Below are 12,793 nucleotides of genomic sequence, written 5' to 3' on the forward strand. Positions count from 1 at the left end.
ATGAACGACTCCGGCCGCCCCGATGTTCCGCATCCGCCGTACGAAGAGCTGCGCGCCGCGGCCGGCGACGACGCCGCCGCGACGCAGTCCGTCGACGCGCTGCAGGCCGAGCTTCACTCCGGCGAGCCGGACCCCGCGGCGGTGCAGCAGCACACGTCGCGCCTGCGCTCGATCCCCGTCCTCGAAGCGCGCATCGCGAACTGGTGGGACGATCCCGACACCCAGCGCTGGATCAAGGCGCTGACGGACGCGGGCTTGTAGTCGCCACGGGAAACGACGGCACGGCGGGGATCGCGGTGCGGCGCGGAAGCGGCGACCCGGTCGCGATGACGCGCGGCGTCGGGGGCGCGGGTTCGGGCGTGAAAATTCGCGTCGGGGCAACCTGCGGCGCGCGCGGATCGAACGGCGCCGGCTTCCGGACCTCGGCGGTCTGGGCGAACGCGATCGCGAGCGTCTTGCCGCGCGGCTCCCACGAGACGCTCGCGCCGAGGCAGCGCGCCAGCGGCGCGAGCGCGACCAACGGCGGATCGCTTCCGGCGATGCTGCGCACGGAACAGCGCACCGCGCCCCGCTGCGCGGTCAGCACGCCCTGGCTCACTTCGACGCGTTCGGCGAACCGCGCGACGACCGACGGCGGCACGACGACCCGGCCGTCGAGGAGTGATGGAGGCGGCGCGCTGGGAACGAACGACCCGTCGATGAGCACGGAGACGAGCGCGGCGAGCGCGAGCGAAGGGTGAGCCGGTGTCACGCCTGATCCGCGTCTTCCGCCGGGCAGGGCTGAACTTTTCCGCCGAAGGCTCGGCGTTCATGGCGCAGGCGATCGCCTTCACCGCGGTGTTCGCGCTCGTCCCGCTGACGCTCGTCGCGGTCACGGTCCTGGCATTCGTCTACGGCACCGACGAGGGGATCGCGCGCGCCCACGCGGTGATTCAGCTCTACGTGCCGCAGCTCCAAGATCTGGTCGCGAACAACCTCGACGCGATCGTGCGCTATCGCAGCGTCACCGGGATCGTCGGCCTGCTGGGACTGGTGTGGTCGGGCAAGAATCTGTTCCAAGCGCTCACGTACGCGCTGAACCGGTCGCTCGGGATCCGGCGATACCGTCACTTCGTGTGGGACGTCGCGATCGCGCTCGTGCTCGTCCCGTTCGCCGGCGTCGTGCTGATCCTGGCAACCGTGCTGCCCGTCCTCATCACGCTGATCGTGCAGTTCACGGGACTCGAATCCCTGCGCTGGGCGCCGCAGATCACGTCGTACGCCGCGTCGCTGCTGCTGGTCTTCATCGTCTCCGGACTGCTCTACGCGTACTTGCCCAACCGCCATCCGAAGTTCTGGTCGGTCGCAGCGGGGGCGGCCGTCTGCGCGGTGCTGTACTCGATCGCGCAGATCGCGTTCGCGGTCTACACGGCGTTCGCCGCCGGCGCGTTCGCGATCTACGGCGCGCTCTCCGCGCTGTTCGTCCTGCTGCTGTGGCTCGACCTGATCGGCGTGATCTTCCTGTTCGGCGCGCACGTCAGCGCGGCATGGGAGAAAGAAGCGCTCCAAGAGACGCTGCCGCTCGCCTCGTAAGGGATCGCGCGACGGGCGCCCGAACCTGGCCGGGTGCGCCGCATCTTCGTCGTCTTTCTCGTCGCGCTGTGCGGGCTGCCGCTCGTCGCGGCAGCACCGTCCGCCCTCACCGCCAAGCCGAGCGTGATCGTGTTTCCGTTCACGGCGAACGGAAGCAGCATCGATCGCGAGGCCAGTTCGCGGCTCGCGACGATCATCGCAACGCAGATGGCGAACACCGGAACGGTCTCTGTGATCGCGCCGCCGCCGGGGACCGAGCGCAAGGACTTTCTCACCGTCGCGCGCCGCGAGAACGCCGACTACTACATCGCGGGGTTCATCTCGTCGCTGGGGACCGGCGTCTCCGTCGTCGAGCAGGTCGTCAGCACGACCAGCGGGATCGTCGTCTTCAGCAACACGGCGCAGCTGCAGACGTACGCCGACGCGGCGGGTCAGGGCGATGACCTCGCGCTGTTCGTCTCGCGCCATGCAAATCGCGGCCTCGCGGCGATCGGGACGCCGCCGCCGGCGGTCTCGCCGACGCCGGCGCCGACCGCCGAGGCGCAGGCAAACCTGGGGAAGCTCTTCGGGCGCCGCAAGAAAACCGCGCCCTCGGCGCAGGCCTCGCCGAGAGCGACGCCGGTCCGCACCGCGGCGCCGGTGCCGATCAGCGTCACGCCGACCCCGCGGACGATCGCGGACGTCCCGCCGCCGCTCTCGCCGTCGACGCCGGTGCCCCCGCGCACGACGTCGGTCGCGGCCGCGCCACGAGCCGCGGCGAGCGGTCTGGCGGTGCTGCCGGTTGGAGGATCCGCCGACGCCGTGCTGCGCGACGGCGCGACCGAGCGCATCGCGGCGCGCGCCGGCGCCGAAAAGGCCGCCACCGCCGAAGCTGCGTGCGCGGAGCGTCCGCACGAAGCCGTGCTTAGCGGCAGCCTCGCGATCCGCAACGACTCGACGTTCGGCGGCGCGAGCGCGACGTTCGATCTGGTCGCGAAAAACTGCGACGGGAAGACGCTCTGGAACAAGAGCTACACCAACGATGCCGGCGGAGCGCCGGCGCTCGCGGCGCAACTCGCGATGGAACGCGTCGTCGACGCCGCGATCGGCGCCTATCTCAACCCGCCCAAGCGCCGCCGCTGACGGCGCGCGCTACGCCTGATCGGCGTCGCGCTCGTCGAGCAGACCGCGCGGCAGGTCGACCGCGATCCGTTTCGCCGTCACGTCGATCTGCTGCACGAACGTGCGCACCAGCGGCACCATCGCAGTGCGCGGCGATGCACCGGCAACGCGGACGATGAGCACGTCCTGCGCGGGGTAGTGTTCGACTGCCGTCACGTCGCCGAGGATCGCACCGCTCGCGTCGACGAGCGCGCAGCCGCGCAGATCGTCGTCGAGATACTCATCGCGCTTGAGCACGACCGCTGACCGCGGGATCGCGAGCGTCGCGCCGACCAGCGGCTGCGCCGCCGTCGCGTCGTCGATCCCGTCGAAGCGCACGAGCGGGCGTCCCTTGTGCGGGCGGAGCGATGCGATGCGCAGTTCGCGCGTCGTCCCGTCGCGCAACGTCGCGCGCAGCGTGAGCCCGACCGCGAGCGCATCGTCGCCGATCCGGCTCGGGTCGAGCTTCAGCTCGCCCCGCAATCCGAACACGCCGGCCACCCGGCCGGCGTTGGCGTCACTCGTCAGCTTGCTCCGCGTCCGCCGAAGGGCTGCCCGCGTGTTCCGCTTCCGCTTCGAGGGTCTCGTCCTCGAAGGAGATGATGTCGATGCTCAGCCGGCCTTCGGCGCTCGCGCGCACCAGCGTGCGGAGCGCTTGCGCGACGCGGCCGTTGCGGCCGATCACCTTGCCGAGATCTTCGTGCTCGACGACGAGTTCGACGACGCGGCCCTTGTCGGTGTCGACCTCTTCGACCAGCACCATGTCGGGCTTCGAGACGAGCTTCTTCGCGAGAAACTTCAGCAGGTCGAGCGCGCGCTGCTGCGCGACCGCGGGATCCTCGGTCTTGCGCGCGCCGCGATCGGGCGAGTCGCGGCGGAAGCGGCGCGGCTTCTCGTCGCCCTCGTCGGCGCTCGTCGCGGAGCGGTCGCGGCGGCCGCGGCGGGGCCGTTCGTCTTCCGGTTCGATGTCGTCGTGCGCGGCTTCGTCCGAGGCGATGCGCCGCGCACCAAGCGTCGAGCGGCGCTCTTCTTCCGCGGCGGCCTCGTCGTCGCCGAAGAGGCCGAACTCGTCGTCGAACGCGCTCACGGTGCGCTCCCGCGCATCAGGACTTCTTCGCCTTCGGCGCGCGCTTCGTCTCGGAGATCGGTCCGCGCTCGACCAAGCCGAGTTCGGCGAAGAGACGGCGCACCGGATCCGACGGCTGCGCGCCCTTGGCGAGCCACTCCTTGGCCTTCTCCTGATCCACGACGAGCGTCTTGGGCTCCGTGCGCGGGTTGTAGTGGCCGAGGATCTCGAGGAAGCGGCCGTCGCGCGGCGAGTTCACGTCGGCGACGACGAAGCGGTACGTCGGCTGTTTCTTGGCGCCCATGCGTCGGAGTCTGATCTTAACCATGTCGACTTTCTCGGTAGTTCCGCGCGTTCGCGGAGGGGTTGGGGTGGAAGGGTGACGTCACCGCCCCAAGCCCGGCATCGGGAACTTGGGGAAGCGGCCTTTTTTCATCCCGCCGAGCTGCTTCATCATCTGGCGGGACGCCTCGAACTGTTTCACGAGCTTGTTCACGTCGGAGACTTGTGTCCCCGACCCTAGCGCGATGCGCTTGCGGCGCGAGCCGTTCAAGATCTCGGGGCGCTCGCGTTCGCGGCGCGTCATGGAACAGATGATCGCCTCAGTCTTGCTGACGTCTTTCTCGTCGATCTGCACGTTCGGCAGCGCCTTCGAAAGCCCGGGGATCATCTTCATGATGTCGTTCATCGAGCCCATCTTGCGGACTTGACGAAGCTGATCGAGAAAATCGTCGAGGGTGAACTGCGATTTGCGCAGCTTCTTGGCGAGATCCTCGGCCTGCTGTTCGGAGTAGACGCTCTGCGTCTTCTCGATCAGCGTGAGGACGTCGCCCATCCCGAGAATGCGCTGCGCGAGCCGGTCGGGATAGAACGCTTCGAGCGCCGTGACCTTTTCGCCGACGCCGACGAACTTGATCGGCGCGCCCGTCATGCGGTGGATCGAGAGCGCGGCGCCGCCGCGCGCGTCGCCGTCCATCTTGGTGAGGATGACGCCCGTGATCCCGAGCCGCTCGTTGAACGTCTTCGCGACGTTCACCGCCTCTTGGCCGGTCATCGCGTCGGCGACGAACAGAATCTCGATCGGCTTGACCGCGGCTTTGATCTGCTCGAGTTCGACCATCAGGCGATCGTCGATCTGCAGGCGGCCGGCGGTATCGATGATGACCGTCGGGATCCCGAGCCGCTTCGCTTCGGCGACGCCGTCGCGCGCGATCTTCACCGGATCGCCCTGACTCTCGTCGAAGACCGGCAGGTCGATTTGACGCCCGAGCGTCTTGAGCTGATCGATCGCGGCCGGACGGTAGACGTCGGCCGCGACGAGCAGCGTTCGGCGGCCCTGCTCCTTCAGACGCAACGCGAGTTTGCCGGCGTGCGTCGTTTTCCCCGAACCCTGCAGACCGACCATCAGGTACACGGTCGGCGGCGCATCGCTGTACGTCAGACGCGCGGCCGCGCCGCCCATCAATTCCACGAGTTCGTCGTAGACGATCTTGACGACCGACTGCGCCGGCGTCAGCGAGGTGAGGACGTCGCTCCCGACGGCCTTCTCCTTGATCCGGTTGACGAATTCTTTGGCGACGGGGAGCGCGACGTCGGCTTCGAGCAGCGCGACGCGAACTTCGCGCAATACCTCAGCGACGTCCGACTCGTTGAGTCGGCCGCGATTGGCAAGCCGGTCGAAGATCGCGCCTAAGCGCTCGCCCAAGGCCTCGAGCACGGGTTATTCCTTGGCGGCGCCCACCGATTCGATCTTTTGAACCGCGTCGCCGACGGTCTTGATCTTCTCGGCTTCTTCATCGGGGATGTCGATCCCGAACTCGGTCTCGAACGCCATCACGAGCTCAACCTGATCGAGCGAATCGGCACCCAGATCGTCGGTGATCGACGCTTCCGGCGTGACTTCGTTTTCCTCGACGCCAAGCTGTTCGACGATGATCTTCTTGACGCGATCGAATGTGTCAGCGGCCATGATGTTGCTCAATACTCCTTGGGTGGGTGAAGGGCGCGGGCTCTACATCAGAAAGCCGCCGTCGACGACCAGCGTTTGGCCGGTGACGTAGCGGGCGGCATCCGAAGCGAGAAAGGTGACGACGGGGGCGACGTCCTCGGGGCTGCCGGAGCGGCCCAGAGCGATCGTTTTGAGGTAGTGGTCGCGCGCGGCGGCCGGCATCTCCGAGGTCATCGCGGTTTCGATCAGGCCGGGCGCGACCGCGTTGACGCGGATGTTGCGGGACCCGAGTTCTTTCGCGAGCGACTTGGTCAAGCCCAGCAAGCCGGCTTTGGTTGCCGCATACATGCTCTGGCCGGGATTCCCCGCCAGCCCGACGATCGACGAGACGAAGACGATGGAACCGCTCTTCTGCTTCATCATCGGCTTCGCCACAGCGGCCGAGAGGTAGAATGCCGACTTCAGGTTCACGTCGAGGAGCCGGTCGAGCTCGGCGCTTCTGAAGCGCAGGATGAGCCCGTCCTGAGATTGGCCGGCGTTGGCGACCGCGATGTCGATGCGGCCGTGCTTCGCGAGGACGTCGGCAATCGCGCCGGCGACGGCCTGCTCGTCGGCGACGTCGACCGCGTAGGTGCTGATCGCCGCGCCGGGCCGGGCGGCGCGTACTGCGGCCTCGGTCCCGGCGAGCGCCGCGGTGTCGCGGCCGAACAGCGCGAGGTCGGAACCGTGGCGCGCGAGGTCGACGGCGATGGCGCGCCCGATCCCGCGGCTGGCCCCGGTGACGACGGCGACCGATGCGCTCACGAGACGGCCTGCGGCGCGATCTGCTCGCGCAGTCTCTCGATCGCCGCCGCGCCCGAGACGGTGATCGCCTTGGGCGCGGCGGCGATGCGCTTGAACATCGGCGCCAGGATCGACTGCGCGCCGAACTCGACGATCAGGTCGAGTTTCAGCGCGACCATCGCGACGGCGGTGTCGTGCCAGAGCACCTCGTCGGTAACCGAGCGGATCAGGTTCGTCTTGATCTGCTCGACCTCGGCATACGGCTGCGCGTCGACGTTGGAGATCACGGTGAAGCGCGGCGGCGTCACGGTCGCCGCCTGGACGTGCGCGGCGAACTCGTCCTTCGCCGGATCCATCAGCGCGCTGTGCCAGGCGCCCGCGACGTTGAGCGGGACAACGCGTTTCGCGCCGGCCTCCATCGCAAGTTCGCCCGCCATGCGCACCGCTTCGGCGTCGCCGCTGATCACGATCTGGCCGGGCGCGTTGAAGTTGGCGAGCTGGACGCGTCCGCCGCCGCGCGCGACGGTCGTCGCGACCGCGTCGCGCAGCGCGTCCGCCGCGAGCCCGAGCACCGCAGCCATCGCGCCCTGCGCGAGCGCGGCGGCGCGATGCATCGCCAAGCCGCGTTCGTTGACCAGCGCGAGCGCCGTCTCGAAGGTGAGCGCACCGGCCAGCGTCAGCGCGCACAATTCACCGAACGAGTGGCCCGCGCCGACGACGGGTTCCAGCGCTTCGCCGACGGCGCGCGCGAGCGCGACGTTGGTGACGAAGATCGCCGGCTGCGCGTACCGCGTCTCGCGCAAACGTTCTTCGGGGCCGCTCTCGCAGAGCGCGAGCAGATCGTAGCCCAGGATCGTCTTCGCGGCGGCGAAGCACTGCGCCGCGGCGGGCGAACTGCGCGCGACGTCGACGCCCATCCCGACGACCTGCGAGCCCTGGCCGGGAAAGACGACCCCGATCCGCATCGTCATGCCGCGGCGCCGTTCATGTTCCAGCGCCACGCGACGGCGCCCCAACTCAAGCCGGCTCCGAATCCGACGAACAGAATCACATCTCCATCCTTGAGTTTGCCCGACGCGACGGCCTCCGAGAGCGCCATGGGAATCGACGCCGCGCTCGTGTTGCCGTACTTGTCGATGTTGACGATCACGCGCTCGCCGGGCATCTCGAGATGCTTCGCGGCGGCGTCGATGATGCGGCGATTCGCCTGATGCGGGATCAGCCACGTGACGTCGTGCGCGGTCATCCCCGCGCGATCGAGCGCGACGTTCGTCGCCTCGATCATCTTGGTGACTGCGAAGCGGAAGACTTCGCGGCCGTTCATATGGATCGTGTTCTTCTTCTGCGCGATGTCGGCGGCGGTCGGCGCGGGATCGGCGGTGCCGCTGAACGGGAGGTACAGGTTCGACGGGGTCGTGCCGTCGGCACCGAGCTCCGAGCCGAGAAACGAATCGGTCGAAGCGGCTTCGAGCACCACCGCGCCGGCGCCATCGCCGAAGAGGATCGCCGTCGAGCGGTCTTCGTAGTTGACCAGCCGCGTCAGTTCTTCGGCGCCGATCAGCAGCACGCGCCGGAAGACGCCGGTGCGGACCAGACTCGCTGCTACGGTGAGGCCGTAGATGAAACCGCTGCAGCCGATCTCCATGTCGAATGCCGCAACGCCCGGCACGCCGAGCTTGCTGCCGACGACGCAGGCAGTGGCGGGGAAGGCATAATCCGGGGTCACCGTCGCGACGATGATGCACGAGAGATCGGATGCGGACAGCTTCGCCTGCGCGAGCGCGTTGCGCGCGGCGGCGAGCGCGATGTCGCTGGTCGGCTCGTCGGCGCGGACCGCGTGCCGTTCCTTCATCCCGGTGCGGGTCGTGATCCACTCGTCCGACGTCTCGAACATCTTCTCGAAATCGGCGTTGGTGATCACGCGGTCGGGCACGTAGTGCCCGACGCCCGCGATCCGGACCCCGGTGGCGTTCAACTATCTACGGGTGATTGTGGCCGGCGTGGTCGTCCTTCGGCGTGACCACCTGACGGCCGTCGTACGTGCCGCAGAAGTCGCACACGAAGTGCGGACGCTTCGGCTGGTGGCACTGCGGACACTCGACCGTCGTGACGGGGTTGAGCTTCCAGTTCGCAGCGCGCCGGCTACGCGTCTTCGACCGGGGGGTTTTCCACTTGAGATTCGCCATGATCGCCTTCCGTATGCACGGGAGGACAGGTGCAGCCACCCCCCGCGTTCTTGCTCAGTCCACAGATGTCGCAGAGTCCGCGACAGTCTCCGCTGCACAGCATTCTCGGGAGTGCGCTGGCGGCGAGTTGCCTCACCAGATCGCTGACGTCCAGAGACGTGCCGTTCAGTACGTTGTTCTCTCCGAAAGGGTCGCTCGTTCCGCTCGGCGGATCGAAGCGCTCCTCGACCTCGACCGTCATCGGGACGGTGACGTCCTCCAGACACCGGTCGCACGTTCCCGCGACGTCGACCTCGAGCGTCCCGTCGATCTGAATCCCCCGATCGACGCGCCGCAGGTCGAGCCGGACGTGCGCCGGCTGCGGGAACGTGAACGTGGAGAACGGCGGAACCTCGACCCGTTCGTCGAGAGACATCGGACGCCCCGCGAAGAGCAGCGAACCGACGTCGATGACCAGTGGTGAACCCATACCATAGAACGAGGCCCCCGCGAGGAGACCCCATGCAACCGTCCCATGGTAGACGCTCCCCGCACCCTTGTCAACGCGAGAAGGCGCGTGAACGAGAGGCGCATGACGACCAACCTTGGCGTGGCCTACGGGCCCCAAATCGCGGCTGCGGCCGCCCGCCATCACCTCGACGCGCGCCTGCTCGCCGCCGTCGCCGCCCAGGAGACCGGCGGTCCCGGGAGCAGTTCCGGCCGCAACATCGTGGGCGACGGCGGCCACGGGCGCGGCGTGTTCCAGATCGACGACCGCTACCACCCCTTCGCCCGCACTGCGGCGGCGATGGATCCGGCGCGGAACGCCGACTACGCCGCCGGCCTCCTGGCCGCGAGTCTGGAGCGCTACGGCGGCGACGTGCATGCCGCGCTCTCCGCATATAACGCCGGCTCTCCGGAGGCTGCCGGGACCCGGACCGATTGGGGCGACGGCCCGCGACTCGGCTACGCGGACTCCGTCCTCCGGCACTACGCCGAGCTGGGCGGACCGGGGACGGCGAGCACCGGTCCGACTGCGGGACCACTCGACGCGCTGCTCGGCTTCGTCGCGCTGCTCGGCGGGAGCGCCGTCTCGGGGCAGCCGCAGCTTCCGCCGTATCGGCCGCTTGCGCAGCCCGACCAGAACGATTCCGGCGATACCGCTCCCGCCGTGCTCGCCGACGGCGACGCCTAGAAAGGACGCACGACACCCATGGGCTTCAATCTTCTCGGAGCGCTCGCCGGCGGCGCCCAGGGCGCGATCTTCGGCGGCAATCCGCTCTCGGTCGGGTTGGGCGCGCTCGGCGGCGGCTTCGGCGGCAACGGCGCGACCGCGGCGGGCGGCTTCTCGAACTCGACGCAGAACCTCCTCAACGGCGGCTACCTCGCCGAGACCGAAGCGCTCAACGCGCAGAACATGATGTTCCAACTGCAGCTTCAGGCGCAGTCGGAACAGTTCGACCAGATGACCTCGGAGCGCTCGGAACTGATGCGCGAGTCGAATCAGCTCCGCATGATCTCGATGGAGCAGCGCAAGGCCGACAACGAGATCACGCGCGAGTTCATCCGGTCGATCGGGTGATGGATCTCGTCCCGGTCAAGCCGCAGCCGGCGGCGCGCGCGGCGCCTGCGCAGACACGCTCGACGTCCCGCACGGCGGCCGCTAAAGCCGCGCATCCGGCCGCCGCACACGCCGGAGCGCCGGTCACGGCCGACGACGTCGACCTGCTCGCACAGCAAGCGGCGTTCGACCGCATGACGATGATCCGCGCCGAGCTCCAGCGCGAAGCGAACGCGCTGCGCGACCTCGCGATGGAACAGATCAAGCGCGACGACGCCGTGATGGGGCAGTGGATCAAGCTGATCTGAGCCGATTGACAAGGGCCCGGGGCTCTCCTAGACTAAGACGTCGCCGCCCCGGGCCATTAGCTCAGTTGGTTAGAGCGCATGCTTGATAAGCATGAGGTCCATGGTTCGAATCCATGATGGCCCACCAGCGCCCGCCCGGCGTCTGTGCCGCCGGCGCTCGTGTTGCCGCGCGAGCCGAAGGAACTGAAAATCGGTGCGGTGTAGCCGCGAGCAATGCGTGTTGCGACGCTCCGGACCTCCGACGGATGCCGCGCAGCGCGCATCGACGGCGATCGAGCGATTCTGCTGCAGTTCGCCGACGTGCGCGACTTGCTCGAACGCCCCGATTGGCTGACGCAGGCGAAGGCCGGCGGTCCCGACGTCGCGCTCGAAACGGTCGCCTTCGCGCCGCTCGTACCGCGCCCGGACAAGTTCTTCTGCGTCGGATTCAACTACCTCGCGCACATCGCCGAGCTGAAGATGGAGCCGCCGGCGTATCCGAGCCTGTTCGCGAAGTTCGCTCGCGCGCTGATCGGTGCGCGTGATCCGATCGCCATGCCGCACGCCTCCGAGCAAGTTGCTTGGGAGGTCGAACTGGGAGTGGTGATCGGCCGGTCCGTACGCGCCGCGGATCGCGCGACGGCACGGGCTGCAATCGCAGGCTATACGATCGTCAACGACGTCTCCGTGCGCGACTGGCAGATGCGCACGCGTCAGGCGCTGCAGGGCAAGACGTGGGAGCGAACCACTCCCCTCGGACCGGTGCTCGTCACCCCGGACGAGGTCGATGACGCCGTCGACCTGCGCATCCAAACGCTGATCGACGGCGCGATCGTGCAAGACTCCACGACGGCCGACATGCAGTTTTCGCCCGCTGATCTCATCAGCTATATCAGCACGTTCGTGACGCTCGACCCGGGCGACATCATCTCGACGGGTTCGCCGTCGGGGGTCGGTCTGTCGCGCACGCCGCCCCGCTGGCTGCGCAGCGGCGAGACCCTGACCACCCGCATCGCGGGGATCGGCGAACTGGTCAATCGCTGCGTCGATGAGGACGCGTGGGCGCCCGCGACGAGCAAAGCGCCCTGAGCGCCCCCGGCACGCTCGTCGTCACCGGCGGCGGACGCGGCATCGGTTCGGCGATCACGCGCTGCGCCGCCGAACGCGGATGGGCGGTCGCGGTGAACTACCTGCGCGACCGCGAGTCGGCCGAAGCCGTCGTGAACGACATCGTCGCACGCGGCGGGAGCGCGGTCGCGATCGGCGCGGATATCGGCGACCCGCTCGCGGCTGCGCGACTCGTCGCGCAGGCACAGGAAGCGCTCGGGCCGATCGCGGGCCTGGTCAACAACGCCGCGATCACCGGCGGGATCGCGCGGGTCGCCGACGTCGATGCGGCGACGCTCGCCCGCGTCTTCGCCGTCAACGTCATCGGCGCGATGGTCTGCGCGCGCAAAGCGGTGCGCCGGATGTCGAAAGCAAACGGCGGCTTCGGCGGCGCGATCGTCAACATCTCTTCGCGCGCCGCCGTCTACGGAAGTGCCGGTGAGTGGGTGCACTATGCCGCGAGCAAAGCGGCGATCGACGCGTTCACGGTCGGGCTAGCTGTCGAGACTACGCGCCTCGTTTACGGGCCGCGGCCCAACGTGAGGCGGGGGTCTCGTAGTTGATGGCCGTGTGCCGGCGGTCCTCGTTGTAGTACCGGAGCCACGCCGGGAGGGCGTCTCGGCGCTCGTCGCTGGTGCGATAAGCGACCGCGTACGCCCACTCGCGCAGCATGGTCTGGATGAAGCGCTCCGCTTTGCCGTTCCAACGCGGCGTGTAGGGCGGCGTGAAAATGTGTCGCGCACCGATCGACCTCATCATTGACTCGAACGCGTTCGAGCTGAACACTTTGCCGTTGTCAGTCATGACTCGTTCGATTCGCACGCCGCGACGAGCGTAAAGAATCGCGAGCCGCCGCAAGAAGTCTGCGGCCGAGGTCGCGTCTTCCCGCGTGTATACGCGTGTTTCAGTCCGGCGGCTGGCATCGTCGACCGCGACAAAGATGACGTCGTAGCCGACGTGCCTGGAGCACTTCGTGCGATCGCCGTGGATGCGGTGCCCCACGCGCTCAAATCGTGCGATCTTCTTGATGTCAATGTGAACGAGCTCGCCGGGTCGGCGATACTCATAACGCTGCGTAAAGCGGGCCGGCTCGAGGTCGCGCAGACGCGCGATGTTGAGCCGCTTGAGTACCTTGATGACCGTCGAGCGCGCCATCGACAGTGC

General features: G+C 68.4%; 20 protein-coding genes and 1 tRNA gene. 9 read left to right on the forward strand and 12 right to left on the reverse strand.

Annotation, left to right across the window (positions count from 1 at the left end; genetic code table 11):
• A complete protein-coding gene (locus WPS_RS09645) occupies positions 1 to 261 on the forward strand; it encodes a hypothetical protein (protein WP_317994295.1) in 261 nt (86 codons plus the stop codon).
• Here the strand turns inward: WPS_RS09645 and WPS_RS09650 are convergent.
• The gene (locus tag WPS_RS09650) at positions 233 to 751 is read right to left on the reverse strand and encodes a hypothetical protein (protein ID WP_317994296.1); all 519 of its coding nucleotides are present in this window, start codon (positions 749 to 751) and stop codon (positions 233 to 235) included. The genes WPS_RS09645 and WPS_RS09650 overlap by 29 nt on opposite strands.
• Between WPS_RS09650 and WPS_RS09655 the strand changes: the two genes are divergently transcribed.
• Positions 745 to 1,572: a YihY/virulence factor BrkB family protein gene (locus WPS_RS09655; RefSeq protein ID WP_317994297.1), complete on the forward strand. Its 828-nt coding sequence runs from the start codon at positions 745 to 747 to the stop codon at positions 1,570 to 1,572. The genes WPS_RS09650 and WPS_RS09655 overlap by 7 nt on opposite strands.
• Before the next feature lie 33 nt (positions 1,573 to 1,605).
• Positions 1,606 to 2,694: a hypothetical protein gene (locus WPS_RS09660; protein WP_317994298.1), complete on the forward strand. Its 1,089-nt coding sequence runs from the start codon at positions 1,606 to 1,608 to the stop codon at positions 2,692 to 2,694.
• A gap of 9 nt (positions 2,695 to 2,703) precedes the next feature.
• On the opposite strand, the gene rimM is transcribed toward WPS_RS09660, so the two are convergent.
• From rimM to WPS_RS09705, 10 genes are read right to left on the reverse strand one after another with little or no spacing between them, the layout of a single operon-like run.
• Positions 2,704 to 3,213, reverse strand: a complete 510-nt coding sequence (gene rimM, locus WPS_RS09665) for a ribosome maturation factor RimM (protein ID WP_317994299.1) — start codon at positions 3,211 to 3,213, stop codon at positions 2,704 to 2,706.
• 16 nt (positions 3,214 to 3,229) lie between these two features.
• On the reverse strand, positions 3,230 to 3,799 hold the full coding sequence (locus WPS_RS09670; RefSeq protein WP_317994300.1) for a KH domain-containing protein: 570 nt from the start codon (positions 3,797 to 3,799) through the stop codon (positions 3,230 to 3,232).
• Positions 3,800 to 3,815: 16 nt separating this feature from the next.
• On the reverse strand, positions 3,816 to 4,106 hold the full coding sequence (gene rpsP / locus WPS_RS09675; RefSeq protein WP_317994301.1) for a 30S ribosomal protein S16: 291 nt from the start codon (positions 4,104 to 4,106) through the stop codon (positions 3,816 to 3,818).
• Between the two features lie 57 nt (positions 4,107 to 4,163).
• Positions 4,164 to 5,495: a signal recognition particle protein gene (ffh, locus tag WPS_RS09680; RefSeq protein WP_317994302.1), complete on the reverse strand. Its 1,332-nt coding sequence runs from the start codon at positions 5,493 to 5,495 to the stop codon at positions 4,164 to 4,166.
• Positions 5,496 to 5,498: 3 nt separating this feature from the next.
• A complete protein-coding gene (locus WPS_RS09685) occupies positions 5,499 to 5,747 on the reverse strand; it encodes an acyl carrier protein (RefSeq protein WP_317994303.1) in 249 nt (82 codons plus the stop codon).
• Positions 5,748 to 5,789: 42 nt separating this feature from the next.
• Complete coding sequence (gene fabG / locus WPS_RS09690; RefSeq protein WP_317994304.1) at positions 5,790 to 6,530, reverse strand: 3-oxoacyl-ACP reductase FabG; 741 nt, start codon at positions 6,528 to 6,530, stop codon at positions 5,790 to 5,792.
• A complete protein-coding gene (fabD, locus tag WPS_RS09695) occupies positions 6,527 to 7,480 on the reverse strand; it encodes an ACP S-malonyltransferase (protein WP_317994305.1) in 954 nt (317 codons plus the stop codon). The genes fabG and fabD overlap by 4 nt, the downstream gene beginning before the upstream one ends.
• Positions 7,477 to 8,484, reverse strand: coding sequence for a beta-ketoacyl-ACP synthase III (locus WPS_RS09700; RefSeq protein ID WP_317994306.1), 1,008 nt, complete (start codon positions 8,482 to 8,484; stop codon positions 7,477 to 7,479). The genes fabD and WPS_RS09700 overlap by 4 nt, the downstream gene beginning before the upstream one ends.
• 4 nt (positions 8,485 to 8,488) lie before the next feature.
• Complete coding sequence (rpmF, locus tag WPS_RS18180; protein ID WP_405054876.1) at positions 8,489 to 8,695, reverse strand: 50S ribosomal protein L32; 207 nt, start codon at positions 8,693 to 8,695, stop codon at positions 8,489 to 8,491.
• A complete protein-coding gene (locus WPS_RS09705; protein ID WP_317994307.1) occupies positions 8,652 to 9,164 on the reverse strand; it encodes a YceD family protein in 513 nt (170 codons plus the stop codon). The genes rpmF and WPS_RS09705 overlap by 44 nt, the downstream gene beginning before the upstream one ends.
• Positions 9,165 to 9,266: 102 nt before the next feature.
• On the opposite strand from WPS_RS09705, the gene WPS_RS09710 reads away from it, so the two are divergent.
• From WPS_RS09710 to WPS_RS09735, 6 genes are all read left to right on the forward strand, one after another.
• Positions 9,267 to 9,869, forward strand: a complete 603-nt coding sequence (locus WPS_RS09710) for a transglycosylase SLT domain-containing protein (protein ID WP_317994308.1) — start codon at positions 9,267 to 9,269, stop codon at positions 9,867 to 9,869.
• Positions 9,870 to 9,887: 18 nt separating this feature from the next.
• Positions 9,888 to 10,256 (forward strand): hypothetical protein, encoded by a 369-nt coding sequence (locus WPS_RS09715; protein WP_317994309.1) that lies wholly within the window; start codon positions 9,888 to 9,890, stop codon positions 10,254 to 10,256.
• Positions 10,256 to 10,543, forward strand: coding sequence for a hypothetical protein (locus tag WPS_RS09720; RefSeq protein ID WP_317994310.1), 288 nt, complete (start codon positions 10,256 to 10,258; stop codon positions 10,541 to 10,543). Before WPS_RS09715 ends, WPS_RS09720 begins: the two co-directional genes overlap by 1 nt.
• A 50-nt stretch (positions 10,544 to 10,593) precedes the next feature.
• A tRNA-Ile gene (locus tag WPS_RS09725) sits at positions 10,594 to 10,670 on the forward strand.
• Between the two features lie 86 nt (positions 10,671 to 10,756).
• Entirely contained in the window at positions 10,757 to 11,611 is an 855-nt protein-coding gene (locus WPS_RS09730; protein WP_317994311.1) for a fumarylacetoacetate hydrolase family protein, read from the forward strand.
• Positions 11,581 to 12,192 (forward strand): SDR family NAD(P)-dependent oxidoreductase, encoded by a 612-nt coding sequence (locus WPS_RS09735; protein ID WP_317994312.1) that lies wholly within the window; start codon positions 11,581 to 11,583, stop codon positions 12,190 to 12,192. The genes WPS_RS09730 and WPS_RS09735 overlap by 31 nt, the downstream gene beginning before the upstream one ends.
• Here the strand turns inward: WPS_RS09735 and WPS_RS09740 are convergent.
• Positions 12,137 to 12,784 (reverse strand): integrase core domain-containing protein, encoded by a 648-nt coding sequence (locus tag WPS_RS09740; RefSeq protein WP_317997529.1) that lies wholly within the window; start codon positions 12,782 to 12,784, stop codon positions 12,137 to 12,139. The genes WPS_RS09735 and WPS_RS09740 overlap by 56 nt on opposite strands.
• Positions 12,785 to 12,793 lie beyond the last annotated feature (9 nt).

Source organism: Vulcanimicrobium alpinum (assembly GCF_027923555.1).
In the GTDB taxonomy this organism is placed as follows: Bacteria; Vulcanimicrobiota; Vulcanimicrobiia; order Vulcanimicrobiales; family Vulcanimicrobiaceae; genus Vulcanimicrobium; species Vulcanimicrobium alpinum.

Excerpts from the sequence above, each read along its gene's own strand:
- WPS_RS09645 (WP_317994295.1), top strand. The coding sequence starts at position 1 with ATGAACGACTCCGGCCGCCCCGATGTTCCGCATCCGCCGTACGAAGAG.
- rpsP (WP_317994301.1), bottom strand. The coding sequence starts at position 4,106 with ATGGTTAAGATCAGACTCCGACGCATGGGCGCCAAGAAACAGCCGACG.
- WPS_RS09685 (WP_317994303.1), bottom strand. The coding sequence starts at position 5,747 with ATGGCCGCTGACACATTCGATCGCGTCAAGAAGATCATCGTCGAACAG.
- fabD (WP_317994305.1), bottom strand. The coding sequence starts at position 7,480 with ATGACGATGCGGATCGGGGTCGTCTTTCCCGGCCAGGGCTCGCAGGTC.
- rpmF (WP_405054876.1), bottom strand. The coding sequence starts at position 8,695 with ATGGCGAATCTCAAGTGGAAAACCCCCCGGTCGAAGACGCGTAGCCGG.
- WPS_RS09705 (WP_317994307.1), bottom strand. The coding sequence starts at position 9,164 with ATGGGTTCACCACTGGTCATCGACGTCGGTTCGCTGCTCTTCGCGGGG.
- WPS_RS09710 (WP_317994308.1), top strand. The coding sequence starts at position 9,267 with ATGACGACCAACCTTGGCGTGGCCTACGGGCCCCAAATCGCGGCTGCG.
- WPS_RS09715 (WP_317994309.1), top strand. The coding sequence starts at position 9,888 with ATGGGCTTCAATCTTCTCGGAGCGCTCGCCGGCGGCGCCCAGGGCGCG.
- WPS_RS09720 (WP_317994310.1), top strand. The coding sequence starts at position 10,256 with ATGGATCTCGTCCCGGTCAAGCCGCAGCCGGCGGCGCGCGCGGCGCCT.
- WPS_RS09730 (WP_317994311.1), top strand. The coding sequence starts at position 10,757 with ATGCGTGTTGCGACGCTCCGGACCTCCGACGGATGCCGCGCAGCGCGC.
- WPS_RS09740 (WP_317997529.1), bottom strand. The coding sequence starts at position 12,784 with ATGGCGCGCTCGACGGTCATCAAGGTACTCAAGCGGCTCAACATCGCG.